The sequence below is a fragment of the Pseudovibrio sp. FO-BEG1 genome, from assembly GCF_000236645.1.
Classification (GTDB): Bacteria; Pseudomonadota; Alphaproteobacteria; order Rhizobiales; family Stappiaceae; genus Pseudovibrio.
This window is the reverse complement of the sequence record NC_016642.1, coordinates 88,680-107,184: the sequence shown is the minus strand read 5'-3', so window position 1 is coordinate 107,184 and position 18,505 is coordinate 88,680. Positions and strand designations below refer to the sequence as shown.

The window sequence follows — 18,505 nt, the reverse complement described above, 5'->3', positions numbered from 1 at the left end:
GTTTTTGGTGCTTGACTCTTGCGCAATTTGGCGGAATCAATATGAGAACATATAGAGAACAAAATGAAGTTGCCGAGAGTGATATGAACGCGAAAACATCGCAAATTGCAGAGCTGCGCCACCGCCTGGCGGTGTTAGAGGGACGCCTCCCCTCAGCAGTTCAGCTTGCGCCGGTCCCTGCGTCCGCCCAAACTGAGCAGGGACCGGCTCCTCTTGGCGAGGTGCAATGTACGCGCGCATCAGAAAGCAATGAACTCTCTTCAAAGATTGTGCTTGGTGTCTCTAAGCTAGACAGATTATTTGCCAGAGATGGTCTTAACTGTGCATCGCTCCATGAGTTTTATGCCAGTGAGATGCGCCTTTCAGGTGCATTGTCTGGGTTCTTATGCGCACTTTTGAGCTTAATAAGTAAGCAGCGAACTGGTGCGGTACTTTGGGTTACAGACAGAACTGTGCAGCAAGAAACCGGAATTCCTTACCCTCCAGGCTTGGCGCAGTTTGGTGTAGATCCAGCGCGAATTGTTTTCGTTCAACCTAATAAAACTGAAGAGGTTTTATGGGCGATGGAGGAAGGTGCACAGTGCTCTACGCTTTGTGCTGTTGTGGGGGAAATTGCTGGTTCTTTTCGGAATTTTGATCTGACGGTTACACGGAGATTGGTTTTACGTGCAGAGCAATCGGGTGTGCCGGTGCTTCTTGCGCGTCATGGTGCGCAGGCACATCCGAGTGCTGCTTTAAGTCGTTGGCGTATTGCACCCAAAACTTCACGCTTTTCAGGGGCAGTTCGTGCACGAAGGTTCATGCCCTCTCGTGCTTTTGTTGGTAATCCAGGATGGCGGGTGACCTTGGAGAAAAACAGAGATGGCCGACCAGGCTTCTGTGACTTGGAGTGGAACCATGCAAAACGCTGTTTCAAAGAAGCACCAACGCATTCTATGCCTATGGTTCGCCGAACTGGCAACGGATCGAGTTTGCCGGAGAGAACTGGGCAAGTCGTGGCTTTGCGAGCATACCGTTAAGCCGATCATAGTTTATCGCAAAGTTAAAAATGCCTACCGTTTAAGCTGCGTCAATGGTGCGGCAAAAGAAGAGGGTCTATCTCCAGGAGAGGCTCTGAGTGATGCACGGGCGCGCGTACCAGATGTGCAATCTGAAGAGGATATTCCAGAAGCTAATGAATCCTTATTGGCTGCATTAGCTGATTGGTGCGACCGTTATACGCCACTTGTTGCTGTTGTTGGTGATGACACTTTATTGCTGGATATCTCTGGCTGTGCTCATCTTTTCGGCGGTGAGAAGGCAATGCTCGATGACTGCCTCAATCGTCTTAAACTGCAAGGCTTTCACGTGTCTGGGGCAGTTGCTGATACTGTTGGCGCTGCATGGGCTATCGCTAGAAGTGATGGTGGTGTTATTGCCCCCAGAGAACAACGTGATGCTTTGGAGCCGTTAAGCATTGAGTTATTGAGGGTTGAAGAGAATATTGTAACTTCCCTCATGCGTGTTGGTCTCACAGAGATTGGTGATCTGCTAGACAGGCCACGTGCCCCCTTGGCAAACCGGTTTGGTGAGGATCTTGTTAGGCGATTGGATCAGGCCTTGGGAATGGAGGGAGAACCGATTTCTCCCAGGCTTTATACGCCTGCTCTTGTTGTCGAAAGGCGCTTTTTTGAGCCAATTGCACGAGAGGATGATGTTGCTGCTGTTATTCAGTCCCTCTCAGAAAACTTACAGAAAGAGCTCGAGAAACGCCAGGAAGGCGGCAGGGCCTTTGAGTTGGTGTTGTTTCGGGTTGACGGAGTTGTAAATCGCCTTGCAGTAGGGACCAGTGGTCCAATACGTGCACCCAATCTTGTTTTGCAGCTTTTCAGAGAGAGACTGAAAACAGTTGGTGACGAGCTAGATGCTGGTTTTGGTTATGACTTAATTCGTTTGGCGGTGCTTGAGGCACAGTGTTGTTCTGCTGCCCAATTGAATCTGGAAGGTAATAGTCATCATGAAGATGATTTAGCTGAGCTGGTCGATCGTCTAGGTGCGCGTTTGGGCTTGGCTCAAGTCAGTCGATTCCTGCCATGTGATGAGCATTTACCTGAAGTGCAAAGTGCATTGGTACCTGCCGCTACCGTTCGTGAAAACGCTCTTTATTGGGCTGACGTTGATGGTGATCGAGAAGAGGAAGCTCCCTTGGAGCATCCCTTAAGAATGTTACCACGTGGAGAGCCTGTCGAAGCTGTGGCGATGGTACCTGAAGGGCCTCCATTACGGTTTCGTTGGCGAAAGGCATCTTACGAGATTTCCTCGAGCGAGGGGCCGCAAAGAATTGCTCCTCCCTGGTGGCGCAGTGCAGCAGGTGTTCGTGATTATTACCGTGTAGAGGACCGGGAAGGCAGACGTTTCTGGCTCTATCGGGAAGGCTTGTATGGGGGGCAAAATGAAGTGCCTCGCTGGTATCTGCAAGGCTTGTATGCCTGATATATGCGGACCTGAGTCACGGCTTGAAAAAGCACACTTCAAATGGAGCTACCATGAGATCGCCTTTGATGCGCGGCTCCGGTTATGCGGAGCTTTGCTGCGCAACTAACTTCTCATTTCTGCGGGGCGCTTCGCAGCCGGAGGAGATTGTTTTTACAGCGAAAAATCTTGGTTTAAGTGGACTGGGTGTCTGTGATCGCAATTCGCTTGCTGGCGTTGTGCGTGCTCATGTTGCTGCTGATACTGCAGAGCTGCGTATGGTGACTGGAGTGCGACTCTGCTTCGTCGATGGTTCTCCTGAAATTCTGTGTTGGCCCATTGATCGGGAAGCTTATGGTCGTCTGACAAGATTGCTTACAATTGGTAATCGCCGGGCCCCTAAAGGAGAGTGTCATTTGCGTCTTGAAGACCTATTGGCACAGGGACCAGGATTTGTTGTAGCTCCAATTGCGAACCGCTTGGAAAATAGAACTAACCTCTCAGCACTCAAAACGACATTAGAAGCATTGCTTGCAGTATTCGGACAGCAGGTGCGTCTGGCTGTTGCCTTGACGTATGGAGCTAGTGATAGGCGCTTCCTGCTGCAAATGATGGAGTTGGCGGATGCATGTGGGCTCAACATTCTGGCTGTAAATGACGTGCTCTATCATGAAGCGGCGCGGCGTCCATTGCAGGATATTGTGAGCTGCATTCGTCTGCATGAAACACTTGAAAGTGCTGGGCGTAAGCTAGAGGCTAATGCTGAGCGGTACCTGAAAACTTATGAGGAGATGGAGCAGTTATTTCATGATTGCCCTGAGGCATTGACTGAATCCTTGAGAATTCTGGATGAGATAAATTTTAGCCTTTCAGAATTGCGATATGACTATCCTCAGGAGGAAATAGCGTCGGGTTTATCTCCTCAACAAGAACTTGCTCGATTGGCGGAAGAAGGGGCGCAGATCAGATATCCTGAAGGGGTTCCTGAAAGTGTAAGAGAGTCGATCGCCTATGAGCTGAACTTAATTGAAGAGTTGGACTACGCTCCATACTTTTTGACAGTGTATGACATTGTTAGGTTTGCGCGATCCAGAAACATTTTGTGCCAAGGGCGTGGATCCGCAGCGAACTCTGTTGTTTGCTTTTGCATTGGCATTACAGAGGTTGACCCTAAACGAGCTGGTTTGCTGTTTGAGCGCTTTATCTCTCCTGAACGTAAAGAGCCTCCCGATATTGATGTCGATTTTGAACATGAGCGGCGGGAAGAGGTTATTCAGTATATCTATCAGAAATACGGAAGAGAGCGGGCAGGGCTCGCTGCGACAGTCATCACCTATCGATCTCGTTCCGCCCTGCGGGAAGTTGCCAAGGTGTTTGGCCTGTCAGAGGATGCCGCGGGGGCTTTGTCGGGAACGATTTGGGGACGTTCTTCTCGAGGTGGGAATGCGGAGCAGGTACGAGAGGCCGGTTTAGATCCTCAGGAAGCCGTGGTTGCTCAAGTTCTTAAGTATGCCAAGGAATTGATTGGCTTTCCTCGCCATCTCTCTCAGCATGTCGGTGGCTTTGTCATTACTCAGGGGCGATTGGATGAGGTCGTGCCGGTGATGAATGCTGCGATGGAAGACCGTACTACGATTGAGTGGGACAAAGATGATCTGGAGTCTCTTGGGCTTTTGAAGATTGATGTGCTTGCTCTCGGGATGTTGACGGCTATTCGTAAGGCTTTGGAATTATTAAGAAAAGACTATGATCGTGACTTGACGATTGCGAGTTTACCAGCGGAAGAAGCTGAAGTTTACGATATGATTTGCCGGGCTGACACGCTAGGGGTGTTTCAGATTGAGAGCCGTGCTCAAATGAGCATGTTGCCGAGGTTAAGACCGCGTTCTTTTTATGATCTGGTGATTGAAGTTGCGATTGTGCGGCCTGGCCCTATTCAGGGTGACATGGTGCATCCGTATTTGCGGCGTCGGCAAAAGAAAGAAGCGGTCAACTTTCCTAAAGAAGAACTTCGAGATGTGCTGGGTAAGACACTTGGAGTTCCGTTGTTTCAAGAACAGGCGATGAAGATTGCTATCGTAGCCGCCGGATTTACTCCCGGTGAGGCTGATCGTTTACGGCGTGCTATGGCGACTTTCCGCCGTGTTGGAACCATCAAGACGTTTCAAGACAAAATGGTTAATGGGATGGTTGATCGTGGATATGAAAAAGAGTTTGCAGAACGATGCTTTAAGCAGATTGAGGGGTTTGGGGAATATGGGTTCCCGGAAAGCCATGCAGCGAGTTTTGCTCTGCTGGTTTATGCCTCTTGCTGGCTAAAGGCACGGTATCCTGATGTGTTTTGTGCTGCCATGCTTAATTCTCAACCTCTGGGATTTTATGCCCCTGCGCAACTGGTGAGGGATGCGCGGGAGCACGGTGTTGATGTTCGGGAAGTGGATATCAATCTCTCCAGTTGGGATGCTGTATTGGAGCCTGATGCGCAGGCGTGGCGGCGCTTGCATCCTCGGCATAAGGAAATGCAGGGCACGATTAAATCTGACCATGCTGTACGGCTGGGATTCAGGAGTGTCAAAGGTTTAGCTGAAGCTGATATGGAAAAACTCGTTGCTGTGCGTGGTCGTGGGTATGACTCTGTTCGCGACCTCTGGCTGAGAACGGGATTGTCACGTTCTGTTATTGCCAAGCTTGCAGAAGCTGATGCGTTTCGGTCACTTGGTTTGGATCGGCGAGCAGCATTGTGGGCTGCACAAGGCTTGGAGGCTGGTGGGGCGGCTGAAAGACTACCTCTTTTTGATCAAGCTAACTTGCATGAATTGCGGCCAGAACCAGATGTTCACTTGCCTCCAATGTTGCCTGGCGAGCATGTTATGGCAGACTATCAAAGCTTAACGCTTTCTCTGAAAGGTCACCCTGTTGGGTTCGTGCGAAAGTCTCTCGCGCAGTCTTGCGTTATTTTGTGCGATGATTTGAAAGATTTGCGTGCTGGACGCAAAGTTTCGGTGGCTGGGCTTGTTCTTGTGAGGCAGAGGCCGGGATCTGCGAAGGGAGTGATTTTCATGACGCTGGAAGACGAGAGCGGTATTGCGAACGTGATCGTCTGGCCAAAATGTTTTGAAAAATATCGTGCGCTGGTACTTGGCACCCGTTTTATCAAGGTAACAGGGCGGCTTCAGAGTGCTGAAGGTGTCATCCATGTGGTCGCCGAGCATTTGGAAGACATGACAGATCTGCTTGGGCAGTTGTCAGTTGCTGAGTTTGCAGATGCCGGTTTGGCTCATGCAGATGAAGTGCGTCGTCCTGTTATTGAGTTAGCTGCGAAAATCCAGCCTGGGCGGGGATTAGCGAAGTTGGTGCAGGACGTTCCGGAAGTGGCAAAAGATTATGCTGACCTCGCCCAAAAGGCGCGTCATAGTTTGCCGCGAGGGCGAAACTTCCACTAGCGATTTATCCCCTCCAGTTCGGGATGGGTTATTTTGTAATACAGGTTGTTCTCTTGAGCGGCGTCTGAAGGATAGCCTGTTGTGGTTCAGGAGTAGAGATTCCATGGCTTATGATGAGGAACTTAGTGATCGGCTTCAGGTGGAGTTGGAGGGGATCATGGGGATTTCGGAGAAGCGGATGATGGGTGGTCTTTGCTTCTTTCTGGATGGGAACATGCTGGCTGGGGCACACCGGATTAAGAGTGAAGAGCCTCGCTTCATGTTTCGGGTTGGCAAAGACAATGAAGCAGAGGCTCTCGGGCGTGAAGGGGCCGAGATTGTGGAGCTTGGTGGTCGGCGAATGGGTGGACTGGTGTTTGTTGCGGCTGAGGTGTGTGATCAGGTGGCGCTTCGGGAGTGGATTTCTTTAAGTATGAGCTTTGTGGCTGGTTTGCCTGCTAAGGAGTTAAAAGGGTAGGTGCTGCGATCGTAGCCTGTTTTATGAACCATCGATTTTGATTTGTTGCTTGGTGTGGTCGGGGGCCGTTCGCAGGGAACTTTCGGACTTGAGGCTGAAGAAAGTTATGTTAGCGCGTGCATTTCAGTGATTTGGAGTGATGTGTTCAGCATTGGCAATTTGCCAGCTTATTTTGATGTTTAATGGCGTGGGTCTTTGCAGATTTGTGCGTCACCTTTGAGTACTTTTTTTATTTCGGTGAACGCGCGTTTCATTGTGGTGCCTTTGACCCATCCAACAGTTGCCAATCGCAAGCCAGGATTTTTTGGATGTTTGCCTGCGACGATCTTAACTGCCCAAAATCGGCGGCCTCCAAAACCTGTCTCGACAAGTTTGTAGGCACGGAACTGAAGGTACTGAGTTTCTGTAAGTTCTTTGTGAGAAAAGTTTTGTAGTAATTCTATGCATTCATGATTAGGTTTACTTATTAGAGCGAGTGAGCCGTCGTTTAAATGTAATTCTTTAGTAGACTCGTAGATTTCACATCCTGATCCTACTGTATTCGGTGTGCTTTGTATTAATGATCTCCACTTCATGAATTCCATTCTATTAGCGTGAATCACGTTCATTTATAAGATGTCCGGTGTGTGTTTGTATTTGTGCGTCATACACATAGAATCTGATATTTTGAAATAGTTTTTTTTCGAATTTTAATAAGATTGGATGCAGTGGAGCTGGTGCGAACCTTGTAGCGATTCTGCTAAGTCGTTACGCAAAGGTATGTTTATCGGAAAAAGAAGGGTGCTGAGGCGTGCAACCTAAAGGTGTGGGAAACTCATAGCTGGCTTAGGAAATGCACTCTGAAATGAGCTGAAATGGGCAGGGTAGGCCTGATTAAGCGAGGATTACCCTCGGTCATGCCTTCCACTTTGGGCCTAGTTTTGGAATTTCAGTTGGTGCTGGGAGAGGCATTGGCTGATGGGAGCCAGCTATCTGCATCAAGTAAAACGAAGACCTTGTTTTAGAGTGGGTCTTCGTCAGAAATTGCGTCTATAGAATGAGAAAAGTGCCTTTAGAGGCGAGCACCTTCTTCTAAAGGTTCAACGTAGTACCAGCGACCTTTGCGTTTTTTGAAGAGGCTGAGTTCTCGCTGCTCTCCAAACTGCCCATGGGCCAGACATTTAGCGCAGAACAAGACACTGCCTTTAGCGTCATCTGCCTGTCCCTTTTCGGTTGCCAGAATATCGAGGCCAACCCATTGGGTTTGTTGGGCATATTCGGCAATTTCGATAGGGTTGAAGGCTTTCTGATAGCGCGGCCAGAGTGTTTCTTTCAGGTAATCAACGTTCTGTGTCGCATAAGCGCTGTAACGGGAGCGCATTAGTTGCTCTGCGGTTTCAGGCATGGCTTTGCCTTCTAAAAAGGGCTGACAGCAGACTTCGAAGTCTTTTCCTGATTGGCACGGGCAGGGCGTTGTCATCAATTACCATCCTTTAGAACATGCTCGAGAGCTTGATGGCGCAGGTAAACGCTAAATCCTACGTCTGGTCAAGAAGGGCAAACAAGCTCCTCCGAGAGTGATTAAAGTTCGTGCTACTGGTTCAACGCTCCTACAGCGTCTTTTGCATAAGCTTGCCGCGTAAAGCCTTCTGTACGGTAGGATTGCAATGCAAAGAGGACGCATTTTGATTGTTGGAGCAGGGCCCAGTGGGCTGACTGCTGCAATTGAGTTGAAGCGGCGTGGGTTCACGCCCCGCATCATTGATAAGAACTCGCGTCCTCATGCACAGTCCCGCGCACTCGCGATTAACCCCAGGACAATGCAAATTCTGAAGCCTTCTGGTGTGACTGACAGGTTGCTGGAGAAGGGTTGGCGGATGAACCATGTCCATTTTCGTGGGCCGAGTGATGAGCTTCTGGAAGTTGACCTTTCTGAGTTGGGTGGGCCTTTCAACTTCATGCTGGCTCTGCCTCAGTATGAGACCGAGACTATTTTAGAACGGCATTTGACTGAGCAAGGCGTTCCGGTTGAGCGGGAATGTGAGTTGCTGCGGTTGGAGCAGCAAGATGACAAGGTTACTGCTGTGCTTGAAACCAGCAGCGGTAAAGAGGAAATGCTTCATCCGCCAATGGTGATTGGTGCTGATGGGGCTCACTCTGTTGTGCGCTCACAGATGGGATTAACCTTCTCAGGTAGCTCCTACCCGCAGGATTGGGGGCTGGCAGATGTGGAGCTAGAGCCGACGCTTTCCATGGATGGGCCGACTATGTTTGACCGGTCGCCGAATATCTTTGGGGTCATCCCGTTTTCTGCAACGCGGGCGAGGATTGTTGCGGATCATGTTGATCCGTTGGAGAACATGCCACCGATCCTGAAGGTCAATAAGGTCAACTGGAAATCAACCTTCCGCATCTCGCACAGGCTGGTGAACCTATACCAGAAAGGCCGCGTGTTTCTGGTTGGGGATGCAGCGCATGTGCACTCACCATTTGGTGGGCGAGGGATGAACTTAGGGATCGAGGATGCTGCGTGGCTTGCTTGGCAGGTTTCTACCGGTCTTACGCATCAATATATGTTGGATCGGAGGCCAGTTGCTGCAGAAGTTTTGAAGACGGTGGATTCTGGGACGCGGTTTTTGGCTTCCAACAATACTGCTATTCGCCTTTTCCGGCAGAAGTTCATGCCTGTGTTAGGACGGACGAATTATTTTCAATCGCAGTTCATGAACATTATGTCTGCTGAGAACACGCCATTCCCTCCCTGGCTGGAAGAGGAAGAAACCGTGTAACGTTTTGTATGGAAAGAGAAGTCCAGATAACAAAAAACCGCCTTGCGGCGGTTCTTTTGTTTTTTTGGAGCGGGCGAGGCGATTCGAACGCCCGACCCTAACCTTGGCAAGGTTATGCTCTACCCCTGAGCTACGCCCGCATATCCAAAAAATTCCAACTTCGCGAAAACTCAGCTTCTTAGAGAAACTGGAGCGGGCGATGAGATTCGAACTCACGACCCTAACCTTGGCAAGGTTATGCTCTACCCCTGAGCTACGCCCGCATTCTGTTTCGCTAGGACCGTTTGTTGCGGCCCCGTCGGTGAGGTGGGAGCTATATGACAAAAGCTCGGGGTGAATGCAACAAGGAATTTGAAATTCATTGTGGGATTTCCAAGTGCTTGTGGACGTAACTGTTGTTGAGCTGATCTTGTAATGTGTTTAAATACAATAGCTTATATGAAATTATAAGGTGTTTTTCCTGTTGTGGAAATAATTGCATCTGCGCAAAATAACCTATGTGATTTTGTCGGAAACTGAAGCGATGAGCTGCAAAAAAGAAATTAGTTCTCTCATATATCTCAATGGGATCAGGAAATTTTTTGTCCAATCGGAAAAATCACCTGTGAGATCATGGCTAAGAAAACTGTAGCTGATTGGAGGAGATCACATTTTGTAAGTGGGGGCAGTATGTCGCACATACAGATTTGTATACTTGCTGAGAACTTTTTCAGCGATCCAGTGCTGCCCTTAGGAAACGCAAGTTGCAGGTTTTGAGAGTACTCAATCAGAATACTATATTAGAGTTATTCTAAGTCCAAAGAGAGATGAATTGCGCATGCTGTATGATTAGATATTCCTAATATTGAAGTATTTATGAGTATATATTCAATTCATATTTTGAATATTTTTTATAAGTCTAAATATTGGATCGTCTTAGGTAACGTTATGCGGGGTTTTTAGTTTTGAAAATCCTATAGTAAATGTCAAGCGGTTGTATCAATGTGCTTTTGTTTATAGCGATTCTAAAATCCATTATCTCGTGATGATGGAGGAATTCATGCGAGCCATAATTAAGACATTGATTGGCGCATCTGTTCTCAGCTTGGCTGCTCAGGGAGGAGCCTTGGCTCAGTCTGAGTTGTTGGAAGAGGCGCGCACTTACTTCAAGCCGATCCCGCACGCTGTACCTGCTGTAAAAGGCAACACAATCACCCGCGAAAAAATCGATCTGGGGCGCAAGCTGTTTTTTGATCCGCGGCTATCGCTCTCTGGTTTGTTGTCGTGCAACAGTTGTCACAACCTTGGCATGGGTGGGGATGACAATCTGGAAACATCCATCGGCCATGGATGGCAGAAGGGGCCGCGCAATGCGCCTACCGTTCTGAATGCTGTGTTCAACCTTGCTCAGTTCTGGGATGGTCGTGCTGAAGACCTGAAGGAGCAGGCAAAAGGCCCTGTGCAGGCTGGTGTTGAAATGGCCAGTACGCCAGAGCGGGTTGAAGCTGTGCTGAACAGTATGCCTGGCTACACCGAGCAGTTTGCAAGAGCATTCCCCGGTGAAGAAAAAGCGACGAACTTCGACAATATGGCGAAGGCTATCGAAGCTTATGAGGCAACTCTGATCACGCCTGCGTCCAAGTTTGACCTGTTCCTTGAGGGCAATGAAAACGCGCTCAGTGCTCAGGAAAAGCAGGGACTTCAGGCATTTATGGACACCGGCTGTGCCGCTTGTCATGGCGGCGTGAACATTGGTGGTGAAGGGTACTATCCATTCGGCGTGGTTGAGAAACCTGGTGCTGATGTTCTGCCTGTAAACGACAAAGGCCGCTTTGCTGTCACTCAAACCGCTGAGGAAGAGTACGTTTTCCGTGCATCTCCACTGCGTAACATCGAGCTGACGGCCCCTTATTTCCATTCCGGTAAAGTTTGGGATCTGAAACAGGCCGTTGCCATTATGGCAAGTTCTCAGCTGGGTGCTGAACTGACTGATGAAGATATTGATGCGATCACTGCATTCCTGAAGACCCTTACAGGTGAGCAGCCGGTTGTTGAGTATCCGATCCTTCCGGTTCGGACAGATTCTACACCACTCCCTGATCCGTCTGTCATGACGGCTCACTAAGCAAACTATTCGCCCCCGGTTTGCGAAAGGCAGGCAGTTCTTATGGACTGCTTGCCTTTTTTTATGGGTGCCTTAAAACGGTGCAGCATTTATGTGGCAAACACTTGGTTTATCTCAGAGACTTGGGGGAGGTTCTTCTACATGCCAGCAAGCCGTTCGCAACTGATGTCCTTTTTGGAAGAGCTGAACATTCCGGTTTCTACCATTGATCATGAACCGGTTTTCACGGTTGCTGAGTCTGCTGACTTGCATGACCGTATTCCCGGTGGGCACACCAAAAACCTCTTTCTGAAAGACAAGAAGGGGAATCTCTTTTTGGTTGTTGCGCTCCATGATGCTACGATTGATCTGAAGAAGATCTCCAGCATCATTGGTGCATCTGGTCGCGTTTCTTTTGGTAAGGCTGATCTGTTGGAAGAGGTTCTGGGTGTAACGCCGGGATCTGTGACGCCGTTTTCTCTGATCAATGATCGTGAGGCACAGCGGGTTTCTGTTGTGTTTGACGCGGACATGATGGAGCAGGAAGTTCTGAACTTCCATCCTCTGCTGAACAACGCTTCGACAGCGATTTCAGCAGATGGGTTGATGGCTTTTGCAAAGGCGTGTGGGCATGATGCCAAAGTGCTTGCGGTGTCTGCAGAGGCGCAGAAAGTCACTGAAGATCTATAAAAACTGAGTGATCGCCAATTGTAATTGGTCTCGTCTAAGACCATTTTAGGCAGCAGTTAAAGATTTTGATATGCGGAGCGCTGATAAAAGCAGCTCCCAGTTCAGGTAAAGGGTCAAGATAATGAGTGGATCCGGTTATTCCGTAGGTGGCAGCTTTGGAGGCTCCCTTGGTGGTGGATATGGCGGTGGTTACCAGACCAACACACAGGCTGGTGCGGCTTCCCCATCCGCTGCTCCTGCAGCTGCGGCTGACTTGATTGTAGATACGACCACTCAGACCTTTGTGCAGGATGTAATCGAGGGCTCCCGTAATCAGGTTGTTCTCGTTGATTTCTGGGCACCTTGGTGTGGTCCGTGTAAACAGCTTACTCCGACGCTTGAGAAAGTGGTCAAGGAAGCCAATGGCGCTGTTAAGCTGGTGAAGATGAACATCGAAGAGTACCCGGAAGTTGCGGGTCAGATGGGTGTTCAGTCGATCCCGGCTGTGTTTGCGTTTAAAGGTGGCCAGCCTGTTGATGGCTTCATGGGCGCGCAGACTGAGGGTGAAGTTAAAAAGTTCCTCGACCGTATCGGCGTGAAGATTGGTCCAAGCGATCTGGAAGTGATGCTTGAGAAGGCTGATGAGCTTCGTGATGCGGAAGGCTATCCGGAAGCTGCGCAGCTTTACGGTGGCGCGCTTTCCATTGATGCTGGCAACGTGCATGCACTGAGCGGCCTTGCTATGTGTTATCTCGCTCTTGGTGAGAAGGAACATGCCAAGCAGATGCTCGACATGGTTCCAGAAGACAAACAGGATTCTCAGCAGTTTATTGCGGCTAAGGCTGCGCTGGAACTGGCTGAACAGTCTGAAGGACTGGACGACCTTGCTGAGCTGCGTGAGCGCGTGGAAGCAAATGCAGATGATCATCAGGCCCGTTTTGACCTTGCGCTTGCATTGAGTGGTAAGGGTGACAAAACCGGTGCTGTTGATGAGCTGATTGAAATTATTCGCCGTGACCGCGAGTGGAATGAAGATGGTGCACGCAGGCAGTTGCTGCAGTTTTTTGAGGCCTGGGGCTTCAAAGATGCAGGTGCTGTTTACGGTCGCCGTAAACTCTCCTCAATTTTATTCTCGTAATCTTGGCCTAATGATAAGAGCGGAGAGCACTTAAGTGGCCTCGATGACTGTTGGAAATGCGACCTACGCAGGTCTGGATGACCTGCCGCAGGTTGTACCGTTGTTTGTTTTGCCGGGAGCTATCTTGCTCCCGCGCTCCCATATGCCTCTCAATGTTTTTGAGCCGCGCTACACCGCGATGATCGACAGTGCTTTGCGCACTGATCGGATGATTGGTGTGATTCAGCCGCAGTTTGATACAAGCGATGAAGAGTTGGCCGGACGGCCAAAGCTTTGCACCGTTGGCTGTATGGGGCGTATTACCGGTTTCCAGGAGAGTGGCGATGGCCGCTATCTGATTACGCTTTCCGGTGTTTCCCGCTTTGAGCTTCGTGGTGAGTTGGAAGAACGTGCGCCGTTCCGTCGTGGGCATGTGGATCCGACCCGATTTGCCAGTGATCTGAAGACAGGTCTTGGTGAAGACGATGTGGATCGTGAGCTGCTGCTTTCAACGCTCAAGGAGTATTTGAGCGTGAATGATCTGGAAGCGGATTGGGATAGCGTGAATTCTGCTTCGACAGAGGTATTGGTCAATGCGCTGTGCATGATGAGTCCTTATGGACCTAAAGAGAAGCAGGCTCTGTTGGAGACAGAGAATCTGAAAGTGCGTGCGGATACGCTGATTGCGCTGGCTGAAGTGGAGCTGGCACGTGGCAACGGTGGTGCAGGCAGCACTCTTCAGTGATGCAGGTAATGATAAGAGATGAATGAGGGCTCTATGAGCGAATTTGAAGCGCCGCAGCTGGACCGACGCCTTCTGGAGTTGTTGGTCTGCCCTGTTACGAAGACAACGCTTGAGTACAACGCTGAGAACCAGGAGTTGATTTCTCGCGCTGCTAAGCTGGCTTATCCAATTCGGAACGGCATTCCGATCATGTTGGAAGAAGAAGCGCGCAAGCTGGAAGACTAAATGCATTAAAGGCTAGGAGAGATGATCTTCTAGCCTTTTTGCCAGATCCTGTGGTTCACCCAGAACACGCAGAGTTTTTATGCGGGCCGTGGAGCCTGCAATCACTTCAGCTGAAGATTTTGGAACAGAGAGTGCTTTTGCAAATAGGGCTGCAACGGCTTTGTTGGCTGCGCCCTTTTCCGGCACTGCGCGAACTCTCGCCAAAACAAGCGGCCGTCCGTCAGACTGTGCGCCGATTTTCTCAATCTGATCTTTGGAGGATTTGGGGGTGAGGCGGACGGTAATGAGAATTCCGTCAGCCTGCAGTTTCCAAGGGCGTTCGTCTGCCACTACTTAGAATACGTAGGGGTAGATGTAGAGGCCGATGACGCGCTCGATAAGGAAGATGCCGAGCAGCAGCACAATCGGTGAAAGGTCCAGTCCACCCATTGCAGGCAGGAGCCGGCGGATCGGTCGTAGGAGCGGCTCTGTCAGATTGTAGAGCGTCTGTCCGATCATTGCGATGAACTGATTGTGCGAGTTCACCACGTTGAACGCGTAGAGCCACGAGAAGATCACGTTTGCAATAATGACCCACGTGTAAAGATTTAAGATGATGAAAACGACATCAAGAATAGCGCGCATGGACTGGTTAAACTCCAAGTTTGCGGAGATGAACTTTCTAATTTGCTTCCTTTAAGACAGAGCTCAGGAAACAGAGTTGTTCTTCATGTAACTTTGAACTGAGGCACCTGCAAGATCCAGTATGCCTCATTTTTCTATATTTAGAGCTAATTTCCGCAATGAGCCCGTGAAAAAATGCCAATTGCCGGTAGCGGTATGCCTCTGAAATGGAGGGGGAAACCGCTACCGGGCTATAATGATTTGCTTTAGCCAAAGTGGAAGGCAGGCTTGAAGCTCTCTGGCAGGTGGATTGGTTTGCCCTGTTCCGGGAACATTTCCTGCATCAAGCAAGCTGCGATGCGGTGGGAGATGGCATAGGAAATTTTGAAGCCACCGGTTGCCACCCATGTTTTCTCAGTGCCTGGAATGAGGCCAACCAATGGATCACGTTTTTTGCATTTTGGACGGATACCGGCCCACCGGGTGATGATGGGAGCGCCTTTCAGAGAAGGGCAGAAGCCAACTGCTTTTTTGAACATGGTCTGGATGTCTGCTTCTACAGGCTCTTTGCTTGTCCACTCCTGCTCAGAGGTGGAGCCGATTGCGACAGTTCCATTGGCGTGGGAGACAACGTAGATACCATCATCGTAGATTACCGGCAGAGGCTTTTCAGCTTTGTATTCCAGCAGAAGGGATTGTCCTTTTACGCCCATGCCGATGGTTTTGCCTGCCATTTCGCTGAGCGGCCCAAATCCTTCATAGCCTGCGGAATGAACGACGCGATCTGCTGTTAGAGTCTCGCCATTGCCGAGGGAGACTGTGCCGGTGGTCTCATCGAAGCTGAGGAACTTAGTGTGTTCCATGATATCGATACGGGTTTCGAGGAAAGCTTTGAGGCCAGCTGAAACGAGGCGTGGATTGGCGCGTGCCGCCAGAGTATCCCAGATGATGCCAAGCGGTGCTGCTTCCGGTGTGAGCCACTCGCTGAATGGTGTTTCTTTCACAACGTTGAAGGTGAAGCCGGTTTCATCGCTTCTCCAGCGCTGCTTGCTTTCTTCAACGCGGGAGAGGGCATGTTCGAGCTTGTGTTCGGTGTAGAGTGGGATCAATCGGCCTGCACGGCTGTAGCCGACGGACATGCCTGTGGCTTCTTCAAGCTCTGCTACGATATCGGAGAGTTCGATCAGGGCGTCCAGTTGAAACTGCTTTTTTTCGTTCCATTGACTAGGAACGTGAGGCATCAAAGCACCGACGAGACCGGCACTTGCACCCGAAGCAATCGTGTTCTTTTCCAGAAGTGCGACTTTCAAGCCTTTTCCGAGTGCGGCTTTAGCGACGCTGAGTCCGAAAATTCCCCCACCAACAACAACTATATCGTAGGTCATGTTTTTTATTTCCCAGGTTGGGGTATAAGCCCAACCGATTTGTACGTTAGAGATTTGGCTTAGACATATGACAGAGCGCCCAAAATTGGAATGGGATGATGCGAATGTGCCGTATGCGTCGCAGTTTGGAGATACTTATTACTCCAAAGCCGGTGGATTAGGCGAAACGCGCTACGTATTTCTGCAGGGTAACAAGCTTCCAGAACGCTGGAAGGGTGCCCCGTCATTTACCATTGCTGAGTTGGGATTTGGAACCGGACTGAATTTTCTGGCCACTCTGGAGCTTTTGTTGAGCTTGCCCGAGGCGGAGCGGACGAAGCTGACTTATGTTTCGTTTGAGCTCTATCCGATGGATGCGGCAGAGATTGACAAAGCGCTTTCTCAATGGCCTGAGCTTAAAACTCTCAAAGACAAGCTGCTGGCCGCGTGGAACCCTCAGCCGGGTTGGAATCCGATTACCATCGATGGGGTGCGGTTGCTGCTGGGTGTTGGTGATGCGCGCGAGTTGCTGCCTACGCTGTCATTCCCGGTGGATGCCTGGTTCCTGGATGGGTTCAATCCAGCACGGAACCCTGAGCTTTGGGGCCGAGATCTAATGTTGGCTGTTGGTGAGAAAACTGCTGTTGGCGGCACGTTCGGCACCTACACAGCTGCCGGATGGGTGCGCCGGAATTTGCAGACTGCGGGCTTTGATGTTGAGCGCATCAAAGGCTATGGCACCAAACGCCAGATGATGGTGGGGCAGAAACCTGCCGCCACCGAAGCCTGATTGATCAGCATTCTGGCAGGTTGACTGCCAGACCGCCTTTACTGGTTTCTTTGTACTTGTCGTTCATTTCAACGCCGGTCTGGCGCATGGCTTCTACGCAGTTGTCGAGTGGCATGTAGTGAGAGCCGTCGCCGCGCAGTGCCAGTGAGGCCGCTGAAACTGCTTTGATGGCCCCAAGGCCATTGCGCTCAATGCATGGAACCTGAACGAGGCCTCCAACTGGATCACAGGTCATGCCAAGGTGATGCTCCAGCGCGATTTCAGCAGCGTTTTCAATCTGCTCATTTGTGCCGCCAAGAGCTGCGCAGAGACCTGCTGCTGCCATAGCTGCCGCTGAGCCGACTTCGCCCTGACAACCAACTTCTGCGCCGGAAATAGACGCGTTGTGTTTGATGATGCCGCCGACTGCTGCTGCGGTGAGCAGGAAGGTTTTGATACCTTCGTCGTTGCTGCCTGGGCAATGCTCGCGATAATATTTGACGGTTGCCGGGATTACGCCTGCTGCACCGTTTGTTGGTGCGGTGACAACTTTGCCGCCTGCTGCGTTTTCTTCATTTACGGCCATGGCGTAAACGGAGAGCCAGTCGTTGGCGACGTGAGGCATGCTCATGTTGTTGCCGCGTTCATCTTCCAACTGCTGCTTGATAGCTGCTGCACGGCGTTTCACAGTCAGGCCACCCGGTAGCTCGCCTTCCGTGTTGAGGCCGCGCTCCATGCAGCCGTCCATAACTTCCCAGATCTGCCAGAGCTTGCTGTCCAGCTCTTGTGGGTCGAGCGAAGTGATCTCGTTGGCGCGCTTCATCTGAGCGATGGTCTTGCCGGATTTCTGACCCATCTCCAGCATTTCTTTTGCTGTAGCAAACGGATAAGGCATGCCTTTGATTTCATCGGGAGCGTCATTGCCAGCCGCTTCCGCTGCTTTCATGCGGTCAAGCTCTTCTTCCGTCAGAACGAAACCACCGCCGATGGAGTAGAAGGTTTCCTGCAGGTGGAGGCGATCCTGAGCATCGTACGCTTCGATCACCATGCCATTTGCGTGGCCGGGCAGGTTCTTTTCGAAGTCAAAGATCACGTCTTTGTCCGGATCGAAGTCCAGCTCGGGTAGGTCTGGCAGATGGACTTTCTTTTCCTTGGCGATCTTCTTCTCAAGGGCTTCAGCCTCATCCGGATCCAATGTTTCCGGGGTGCAGCCTGCCAATCCTAGTACAACGGCTCTGTCGGTCGCATGGCCTTTGCCGGTCCATGCCAGGGAACCGTGAAGAGTGCAGCGGAGGCGCTTTGGTGCGCCGGCACCGGGCCATATCCGTCGACCGTCTCTCAGTTCATCCAGAAAACGTGCAGCGGCAGTCATCGGGCCCATGGTATGGGATGATGACGGACCAATGCCGATCTTGAAAATTTCAAAGACGCTGAGAAACATGTGTTTGGCACCTTTCAAATGGCTGGGGGCTTTGTTTTTGTTTCGTGTTGGATAGAGAAACAGCCACTATCACTGAATTTTCTAGGAATAATCGGCAAAGGCTCTGAAACCAAGCGGATTATTTTTCCCGATATTTGAAATTGACGTTGCGTTTGTCTAGAAGCCTAGGAAAATATCTGCAAAGATCGTGTGCCTGTTGATTCAACTGGGCTTTTTATCGGGGTGTTTACTGAAGATATTGAAGAAAATACGCTAGCTTCACGTGGAATTGATGACCATGTTTTACTCACCCAATGTGAAAAGGGATGAAAAAACTGTCTCTGGTTCATTTTTGTGGTGCCTATGCGCAACAGTCTGTAGAAAACTCCTG

General features: G+C 50.3%; 17 protein-coding genes and 2 tRNA genes. 11 read left to right on the top strand and 8 right to left on the bottom strand.

The window, feature by feature from the left end:
- The first annotated feature begins 41 nt into the window (after positions 1-41).
- The 4 genes from PSE_RS27595 to PSE_RS00515 all read left to right on the top strand — a co-directional run bounded on the left by PSE_RS27595 (position 42) and on the right by PSE_RS00515 (position 6,351).
- Entirely contained in the window at positions 42-1,019 is a 978-nt protein-coding gene (locus PSE_RS27595) for an ImuA family protein (RefSeq protein WP_014283082.1), read from the top strand.
- Complete coding sequence (locus PSE_RS00525; protein ID WP_244421395.1) at positions 931-2,472, top strand: DNA polymerase Y family protein; 1,542 nt, start codon at positions 931-933, stop codon at positions 2,470-2,472. The genes PSE_RS27595 and PSE_RS00525 overlap by 89 nt, the downstream gene beginning before the upstream one ends.
- Positions 2,473-2,540: 68 nt before the next feature.
- Positions 2,541-5,894: an error-prone DNA polymerase gene (locus tag PSE_RS00520; RefSeq protein ID WP_014283080.1), complete on the top strand. Its 3,354-nt coding sequence runs from the start codon at positions 2,541-2,543 to the stop codon at positions 5,892-5,894.
- Positions 5,895-5,997: 103 nt separating this feature from the next.
- Positions 5,998-6,351: a TfoX/Sxy family protein gene (locus PSE_RS00515; protein ID WP_014283079.1), complete on the top strand. Its 354-nt coding sequence runs from the start codon at positions 5,998-6,000 to the stop codon at positions 6,349-6,351.
- 179 nt (positions 6,352-6,530) lie between these two features.
- Here the strand turns inward: PSE_RS00515 and PSE_RS00510 are convergent, their stop codons facing one another.
- Together PSE_RS00510 and PSE_RS00505 are read right to left on the bottom strand one after the other, a co-directional pair.
- Entirely contained in the window at positions 6,531-6,926 is a 396-nt protein-coding gene (locus PSE_RS00510) for a hypothetical protein (RefSeq protein ID WP_128647530.1), read from the bottom strand.
- 476 nt (positions 6,927-7,402) lie between these two features.
- Positions 7,403-7,810, bottom strand: a complete 408-nt coding sequence (locus PSE_RS00505) for a YchJ family protein (protein ID WP_041767754.1) — start codon at positions 7,808-7,810, stop codon at positions 7,403-7,405.
- 205 nt (positions 7,811-8,015) lie between these two features.
- Here PSE_RS00505 and PSE_RS00500 point away from each other — a divergent pair, with 205 nt between their 5' ends.
- Positions 8,016-9,119, top strand: coding sequence for an NAD(P)/FAD-dependent oxidoreductase (locus PSE_RS00500; RefSeq protein WP_148266060.1), 1,104 nt, complete (start codon positions 8,016-8,018; stop codon positions 9,117-9,119).
- Between the two features lie 65 nt (positions 9,120-9,184).
- Here the strand turns inward: PSE_RS00500 and PSE_RS00495 are convergent.
- Together PSE_RS00495 and PSE_RS00490 are read right to left on the bottom strand one after the other, a co-directional pair.
- Positions 9,185-9,259: transfer RNA gene (locus PSE_RS00495), tRNA-Gly, on the bottom strand.
- A gap of 48 nt (positions 9,260-9,307) precedes the next feature.
- A tRNA-Gly gene (locus tag PSE_RS00490) sits at positions 9,308-9,382 on the bottom strand.
- A 776-nt stretch (positions 9,383-10,158) separates the two neighbouring features.
- On the opposite strand from PSE_RS00490, the gene PSE_RS00485 reads away from it, so the two are divergent.
- From PSE_RS00485 to PSE_RS00465, 5 genes are all read left to right on the top strand, one after another.
- Positions 10,159-11,223 carry a cytochrome-c peroxidase gene (locus PSE_RS00485; protein WP_041767752.1) on the top strand — a complete coding sequence of 355 codons (1,065 nt, stop codon included), beginning with the start codon at positions 10,159-10,161 and terminating at the stop codon, positions 11,221-11,223.
- Positions 11,224-11,364: 141 nt separating this feature from the next.
- Positions 11,365-11,892, top strand: a complete 528-nt coding sequence (locus PSE_RS00480; RefSeq protein WP_041767751.1) for a prolyl-tRNA synthetase associated domain-containing protein — start codon at positions 11,365-11,367, stop codon at positions 11,890-11,892.
- A gap of 121 nt (positions 11,893-12,013) precedes the next feature.
- Positions 12,014-13,009, top strand: a complete 996-nt coding sequence (trxA, locus tag PSE_RS00475; RefSeq protein ID WP_014283073.1) for a thioredoxin — start codon at positions 12,014-12,016, stop codon at positions 13,007-13,009.
- Between the two features lie 43 nt (positions 13,010-13,052).
- Complete coding sequence (locus PSE_RS00470) at positions 13,053-13,733, top strand: LON peptidase substrate-binding domain-containing protein (protein ID WP_008550327.1); 681 nt, start codon at positions 13,053-13,055, stop codon at positions 13,731-13,733.
- Between the two features lie 33 nt (positions 13,734-13,766).
- A complete protein-coding gene (locus PSE_RS00465) occupies positions 13,767-13,958 on the top strand; it encodes a Trm112 family protein (protein ID WP_008550557.1) in 192 nt (63 codons plus the stop codon).
- Positions 13,959-13,970: 12 nt separating this feature from the next.
- On the opposite strand, the gene PSE_RS00460 is transcribed toward PSE_RS00465, so the two are convergent.
- From PSE_RS00460 to PSE_RS00450, 3 genes are all read right to left on the bottom strand, one after another.
- Entirely contained in the window at positions 13,971-14,288 is a 318-nt protein-coding gene (locus PSE_RS00460; RefSeq protein WP_014283072.1) for a DUF167 family protein, read from the bottom strand.
- Positions 14,289-14,291: 3 nt separating this feature from the next.
- On the bottom strand, positions 14,292-14,582 hold the full coding sequence (locus PSE_RS00455) for a YggT family protein (RefSeq protein WP_041767749.1): 291 nt from the start codon (positions 14,580-14,582) through the stop codon (positions 14,292-14,294).
- Positions 14,583-14,827: 245 nt separating this feature from the next.
- Positions 14,828-15,946 (bottom strand): FAD-binding oxidoreductase, encoded by a 1,119-nt coding sequence (locus PSE_RS00450; protein WP_014283070.1) that lies wholly within the window; start codon positions 15,944-15,946, stop codon positions 14,828-14,830.
- Positions 15,947-16,013: 67 nt separating this feature from the next.
- Here PSE_RS00450 and mnmD point away from each other — a divergent pair, with 67 nt between their 5' ends.
- Positions 16,014-16,715, top strand: coding sequence for a tRNA (5-methylaminomethyl-2-thiouridine)(34)-methyltransferase MnmD (gene mnmD, locus PSE_RS00445; protein WP_014283069.1), 702 nt, complete (start codon positions 16,014-16,016; stop codon positions 16,713-16,715).
- Between the two features lie 4 nt (positions 16,716-16,719).
- Here the strand turns inward: mnmD and PSE_RS00440 are convergent, their stop codons facing one another.
- The gene (locus PSE_RS00440; RefSeq protein WP_014283068.1) at positions 16,720-18,135 is read right to left on the bottom strand and encodes an L-serine ammonia-lyase; all 1,416 of its coding nucleotides are present in this window, start codon (positions 18,133-18,135) and stop codon (positions 16,720-16,722) included.
- Positions 18,136-18,505: the final 370 nt, after the last annotated feature.